This is a genomic window from Albidovulum sp. (assembly GCF_049646345.1).
Taxonomy (GTDB): domain Bacteria; phylum Pseudomonadota; class Alphaproteobacteria; order Rhodobacterales; family Rhodobacteraceae; genus Albidovulum.
Genome location: NZ_JBARVQ010000294.1, coordinates 1 through 4,979, shown reverse-complemented (window position 1 = coordinate 4,979; position 4,979 = coordinate 1). Strand labels below are relative to the sequence as shown.

Sequence of the window (4,979 nt, the reverse complement as noted above, 5' to 3'; positions counted from 1 at the left end):
CTCTTGTCCCGCGACATCATCGCACATCCCATTGGCGGCGCCTGCACGACGCAGTATGCTTCGCACATGATCGCAGAGCTTGGCCATTTCACCCTCATCCTCGCCCTCATGATCGCCGCGCTTCAGGCGCTGGTGCCGCTTGTCGGCGCGCATAAGGGGTGGCGCGGCTGGATGGCGATGGCGGGACCGGCGGCGACGGCGCAATTTCTCTGTATTGCCATATCCTTCGCGGCGCTGACCCATGCCTTTGTCACCTCGGACTTCTCGCTCAGGCTGGTGACGCTGAACTCGCATACGGCAAAGCCGATGCTCTACAAGGTGTCGGGCGTCTGGGGGAACCACGAAGGGTCGATGCTGCTCTGGGTGCTGATTCTGGCGCTGTTCGGCGCTTCGGCGCATTGGTTCGGGCAGAGCCTGCCGGACCGGCTGAAAGCGCGCGTTCTGAGCGTTCAGGCAATGATCGGCATGGCCTTCCTTACCTTCATCCTTTTCACCTCGAACCCGTTCCTGCGTCTGGCCGAGCCGCCTTTTGACGGGCAGGACCTGAACCCCCTTTTGCAGGACCCCGGTTTGGCCTTCCATCCGCCGTTTCTCTATCTTGGCTATGTCGGGCTTTCGATGGCGTTTTCCTTTGCGGTCGCCGCCCTGATCGAAGGCCGGGTCGATGCCGCCTGGGCGCGCTGGGTCCGGCCTTGGACGCTCGCCGCCTGGATGTTCCTGACCGTCGGCATCGCCTTGGGGTCGTGGTGGGCTTACTATGAGCTTGGCTGGGGCGGGTTCTGGTTCTGGGACCCGGTCGAAAATGCGAGCTTCATGCCCTGGCTGATTGCCGCCGCCCTTCTGCATTCCGCCATCGTGGTTGAAAAACGCGAGGCGCTGAAAAGCTGGACGATCCTTCTGGCCATCCTCGCCTTCGGCTTTTCGCTTATTGGCACTTTCATCGTGCGCTCGGGCATCATCACCTCTGTGCATGCCTTCGCCAATGATCCAGAGCGCGGGATCTTCATCCTCGCCATCCTTGCCGTCTTCATCGGCGGCGCGCTTACGCTTTACGCCGCGCGGGCAGGCGCGATGGAGGCCAAGGGTGTCTTCGCCATGGTCAGCCGGGAATCGGCGCTGGTGATGAACAACGTCCTGCTGGCGGTGGCTGCCTTTGTGGTTTTCGTCGGCACCCTCTGGCCGCTGATTGCTGAACTGGCCTTTGACCGCAAACTCTCGGTCGGGGCGCCGTTCTTCAATCAGGCCTTCACGCCCTTCATGGTGATCCTCGCGCTGATCCTGCCCATCGGCGCGATCATGCCGTGGAAGCGGGCGCGGGTCAGCCGGTCAATACGGCCGCTTTACCCTGCGATGATCCTTGCACTTGCCTTCGGTGCCCTGGCCTTTGCGGTCGGCACTGACCGGTCGCCGCTGGCGCCTGTGGGGGCGGCCATCGGTGTTTGGCTGATCGCCGGGGTTGCTATGGAGCTATGGCAGCGGGCGGGCCGCAAGGCCGCACGTCTGGCGCGGTTACCGCGCGCCGACTGGGGCAAGGCCTGTGCCCATTCCGGGCTTGGCATCGTCTTCATCGGCATCGCCTGCCTGACGGCCTGGGATGTCGAGGATATCCGCGTGGCCAAGGTGGGCGAGACATTCCAGGTCGCGGGTTACGACATTGCCCTGGAACAGGTCGAGCAGGTCGAGGGGCCGAATTTCATCTCAACCACCGCCACGATGCGGGTCAGCCGCAAGGGTGTCGACGTGGCCCTGCTGCATCCCGAAAAGCGGGTCTATCCGGTTGCCGCGATGCCCACGACCGAGGCTGCGATTTCGAACGGGGTCTGGCGCGACATCTACGTCGTCATCGGCGATCCGCAGGATGATGGCGGCTGGGCGGTGCGGACCTATATCAAGCCCTTCGCCAACTGGATCTGGGCAGGCTCGATCCTGATGGCCATCGGCGGACTCCTGAGCCTGTCGGACCGCCGCTACCGTGTCGCCGCCGGGGCCCGCAAAGCGCTTCCCATGACGCAACCGGCGGAATAGGCGATGCGCTGGCTGTTCCTTGTCCTTTGTCTGCTCGCGGCCCCTGCCCATGCAGTGCAGCCCGATGAAATCCTTGCCGATCCGGTTCTGGAGGCACGGGCGCGGGAGCTTTCGAAAGGGCTCCGCTGCCTTGTCTGCCGCAATGAGAATATCGACGAATCCAACGCCGATCTGGCCCGCGACCTGCGGGTTCTGGTGCGAGAACGGCTTGTAGCCGGGGACAGCGACGAAGAAGTCATTGCCTATCTGGTGGACCGCTACGGCGAATATGTGCTGCTGCAACCGACCGCCTCGGGCGAAAACCTGATCCTGTGGATCGCCGGCCCCGCAATGCTGCTGACAGCGCTTGGAACCGCCGCGCTCTATCTCCGCCGCCGCAGGGCAGCGCCGGACACGGCTCCGGCGCCTTTGAGTGCAGAAGAAGAGGCGCGGCTGAAGGAAATCCTCAACAAGTGACGCGCGGTTTCGCTTTGCCTTCGGGGCAGGGACGCTAATCTGGCGCGAAACGGCCCCCCGGGAGAAGACGCATGAGTTACGAGACGATCCTGTTTGACGAGGCGGACGGGATTGCCGTCATCACGCTCAACCGGCCCGAAGTGATGAATGCGCTGAACACAAAGATGCGGGCCGAGATTACCGGGGCGGTGACGAAAGCCGCCGCATCGGCGCGGGTGATCGTCCTGACCGGCACGGGCCGCGCCTTTTGTTCGGGGCAGGATCTGAGTGACCGGGCGGGCGGTGAGTTCGACCTCGAAAAGACCCTCGCCGAGGAATACGAACCGATGCTGCGCGCCATCCTTGCCGCCGAAGTTCCGGTGATTGCCGCGGTGAACGGCGCGGCGGCGGGGGCGGGGGCCAATCTGGCGCTGGCAACCGATGTAGTCATCGCGTCTGAAAGCGCGAGTTTCATTCAGGCATTCACCCGGATCGGGCTGATCCCGGATGCGGGCGGGACTTTCGTGCTGCCTCGCGCGATGGGCATGGCCAAGGCGATGGGTGCGGCATTGTTCGCCGACAAGGTGACGGCACGGCAGGCCGCCGACTGGGGTATGATCTGGGAAGTCGTGAAGGATGAGGCGTTCGAAGCGCATTGGCGGGCGCGGGCGAAGCATCTCGCCAAGGGGCCGACGGCGGCCTATGCGCGGGTGAAACAGGCGATGCGGGCTTCACTCTCGAACGATATCGACGCGCAACTGGCGCTTGAGGCACGGTTGCAGGGCGAATGCGGGTGGACCGAGGATTTCAAGGAAGGCGTCGATGCGTTTCTAGAAAAGCGCCCGGCGCGGTTTCAGGGGCGGTAAAGAGGGAAAATGGGCGGTTTTCCCGAATTGGGCTGTGGAGCCCGGCGCTGACCTTTCCGGGTATTCTCCTTTCGCGCATGGGTTCCCCGAAGGCGGGATTATGGGTCTTGTGAACCATGGCGCTGACGGCGGTCATATAGGGACAGCGCCGGATGTGCCGCCTGCGCGTCACCGGTATGGCGATCTGCGCCATCTTCCGCTGTCTCTTGCGCGTGGCGGTCAGGGCTGCCGGGTTCCGGCACATGCGCGACCAAAGTGTTTCGGGGTTTCGTTGAGGTATCAACCATCTGAATTATAATAAAAAAGTTTCGAATTCCGATGCGATGTGGACACAAAGCGCTCCGGAGTGACGGCCGTGACGGGCCCGATGCCGGGCAGGTGTGTCTTCTTCTGCGTTCCCATGCGTTTGGGCCAGGTGCGTCGTTCCGGGAACTCGGCCAGTTCTGCGTGCGCCGGGTCACAGCCGATGAGGGCGCGAGGTCCCGGTCGGCGCCGGTGCGGGCCAGCATGCGCATGCCGACGCGTGGGGAGCACCCCGTCACCGCCGCTGGTCGCCGCGAAAACCGGCATCGCATCGGGGAAAGATTGCGCAGCCCCCCGAAAGCCGATTGCCGCGCAACTCCAGGGGGGGCACGCAGCCGTACAGCTTCTGTCGCGCGTCCTGCGATGGCTGTTCTGTCCCGAACGCCGACCGACACTGTATATGGACGCACAAACCTATACCCGAAGCTTAGCCGTCATTGCCTGCGCTTACCCGTGCTATTCGTCCAGCGACCCGTGGATTGCGAACTGGTCAAGCCCCGCTTCGTTTGCTTCGATGAACCGGTACTGCTCGCGCACCCCGGCCTCGGTCAATTCGCGCATCACCGTCAGCACCGTGTTCGGGGCGTGATCGACGCACAGATCGGCCATCTGTGCCAGTTCCTCGGTGGCGGTGGGCAGGGCGGCTTTGAGCGACGGCGCGCCATAGACGGCGACGAAATGTTCGGCCAGCCGTTCGGCCAGCGCCTCGTATTCAGCCGTTTCGATCCGGGTCACGGCGACAAAGGTCACCCGCCCGAAGGTCTCGATCCCCAGCCAGCCATTGGCAAAGGCCTGCCGCGCCTTGCCCACAAGGTCGCCCGTCGACCAGTTGGAAAACTCGAACCCGCCCGAGATTGCCCATTCCCCGGTCCGTGCGGGGCTGGCAAAGACGTTCATGTCGCTTTCGTCAAAATGGATGGCGCGGGCGAGAAACATCAGACGTCCTCGAGCAGCGATGAGAGCGGCAGGAGCCGGGTGGCATCGCCGGTTTTCAGCAGCATGCCGAAATTCTCGTCAACGCCAAGAAACGCACCCTCGATTCTTGTGCCGTCACAGGCGACAGACACGGTGTCGCGCAGGTTCCAGGCCAGTCCTTCCCATTCGCGGTGCAGATCGCCCCGCCCCTCGGCATCCTCGATCGTATTGAGCCAAAGGAGGGTATGGCGCGACCAGGCCTCAAGGATATGGATCGGATCAAGGCCGCCGCAGCCCTCCTGATCAAGGGCTGTGCGATCAGGAAAGGCACCCGGTTCGCAATCGGGCGGCAGCGACAGGGTCAGTTCCATGCCGACGACCAGCCAGTCGGGTTCCTCTCCCGGATCAGTCGCCGATGCGGCGACCCTCAGCGCG

Annotated in this window: 5 protein-coding genes; 3 read left to right on the top strand and 2 right to left on the bottom strand. The window is 63.7% G+C overall.

Annotated features, from left to right (window positions below):
• Positions 1-66: 66 nt before the first annotated feature.
• The 3 genes from WBB85_RS07365 (at position 67) to WBB85_RS07355 (ending at position 3,326) form a co-directional block, all read left to right on the top strand.
• Positions 67-2,025 (top strand): heme lyase CcmF/NrfE family subunit, encoded by a 1,959-nt coding sequence (locus tag WBB85_RS07365; RefSeq protein ID WP_432637975.1) that lies wholly within the window; start codon positions 67-69, stop codon positions 2,023-2,025.
• Between the two features lie 3 nt (positions 2,026-2,028).
• Entirely contained in the window at positions 2,029-2,481 is a 453-nt protein-coding gene (locus WBB85_RS07360) for a cytochrome c-type biogenesis protein (protein ID WP_432637974.1), read from the top strand.
• Positions 2,482-2,552: 71 nt separating this feature from the next.
• A complete protein-coding gene (locus WBB85_RS07355; protein ID WP_432637973.1) occupies positions 2,553-3,326 on the top strand; it encodes an enoyl-CoA hydratase-related protein in 774 nt (257 codons plus the stop codon).
• 759 nt (positions 3,327-4,085) lie between these two features.
• Here WBB85_RS07355 and WBB85_RS07350 read toward each other — a convergent pair.
• Both WBB85_RS07350 and WBB85_RS07345 read right to left on the bottom strand, forming a co-directional pair.
• A complete protein-coding gene (locus WBB85_RS07350) occupies positions 4,086-4,565 on the bottom strand; it encodes a DUF6505 family protein (RefSeq protein ID WP_432637972.1) in 480 nt (159 codons plus the stop codon).
• A partial coding sequence (locus WBB85_RS07345; RefSeq protein WP_432637971.1) for a DUF4444 domain-containing protein occupies positions 4,565-4,979 on the bottom strand: 415 nt, incomplete at its 5' end. The genes WBB85_RS07350 and WBB85_RS07345, both read right to left, overlap by 1 nt.

What these genes read in the sequence shown, in the direction of transcription:
- WBB85_RS07355 (WP_432637973.1), top strand. Translation starts at nt 2,553, where the DNA reads ATGAGTTACGAGACGATCCTGTTTGACGAGGCGGACGGGATTGCCGTC.
- WBB85_RS07365 (WP_432637975.1), top strand. Translation starts at nt 67, where the DNA reads ATGATCGCAGAGCTTGGCCATTTCACCCTCATCCTCGCCCTCATGATC.
- WBB85_RS07360 (WP_432637974.1), top strand. Translation starts at nt 2,029, where the DNA reads ATGCGCTGGCTGTTCCTTGTCCTTTGTCTGCTCGCGGCCCCTGCCCAT.
- WBB85_RS07350 (WP_432637972.1), bottom strand. Translation starts at nt 4,565, where the DNA reads ATGTTTCTCGCCCGCGCCATCCATTTTGACGAAAGCGACATGAACGTC.